General features: G+C 51.0%; 1 pseudogene. It reads left to right on the forward strand.

Features of this window, described 5'->3' with window-relative positions:
* Positions 1–608: pseudogene (locus EMM73_RS19850) on the forward strand (IS3 family transposase); the annotation flags it as partial.

Consider the following 608-nt stretch of genomic DNA (forward strand, 5'->3'; position numbering starts at 1 on the left):
AAAAGCGAGTTGAGGCGCAAAGAAAAAGCTTTGGCTGAAACCGCAGCCTTGTTGGTGCTTAGAAAAAAGTTAAATGCGCTTTGGGAGAACGACAACGAGGACGATTAACCTTGGTCTCAGAGCGCACTGAATGTGTAAACTTGATACAGGAAGCAAACCAGGCTGGAGCGAGACTTCCTCTGGCCTGCGAAGAAGCTAGCATCACACTGCGCACTTATCGGCGCTGGTATCGGGATGGCAAGATCACCGCTGATAAAAGGCCGGATGCGGTTCGTCCACAGCCCTCGAATAAGCTGACGGAAGCCGAGCAGGCGAAGATTATTGAGGTATGCAATTGGCCAAAGTTTGCCAGCTTGCCGCCATCGCAGATCGTCCCAACGTTGTTGGATGAAGATGAATATTATGGTTCTGAATCAACATTTTATCGGGTACTAAAAGCCTTTGGTCAGCTGCATCATCGTGGCCGGAGTTTAGCGCCGAAGGGGTCAACGCTGCCAACAACCTACACAGCGACCGGGCCTGGCCAGGTGTTCTGTTGGGATATAACCTACTTGCCAAGCACGGTGCGTGGGCAGTTTTACTACCTGTATATGCTCGAGGATGTGTTC

The organism is Rheinheimera sediminis (assembly GCF_004005375.1).
Taxonomy (GTDB): domain Bacteria; phylum Pseudomonadota; class Gammaproteobacteria; order Enterobacterales; family Alteromonadaceae; genus Pararheinheimera.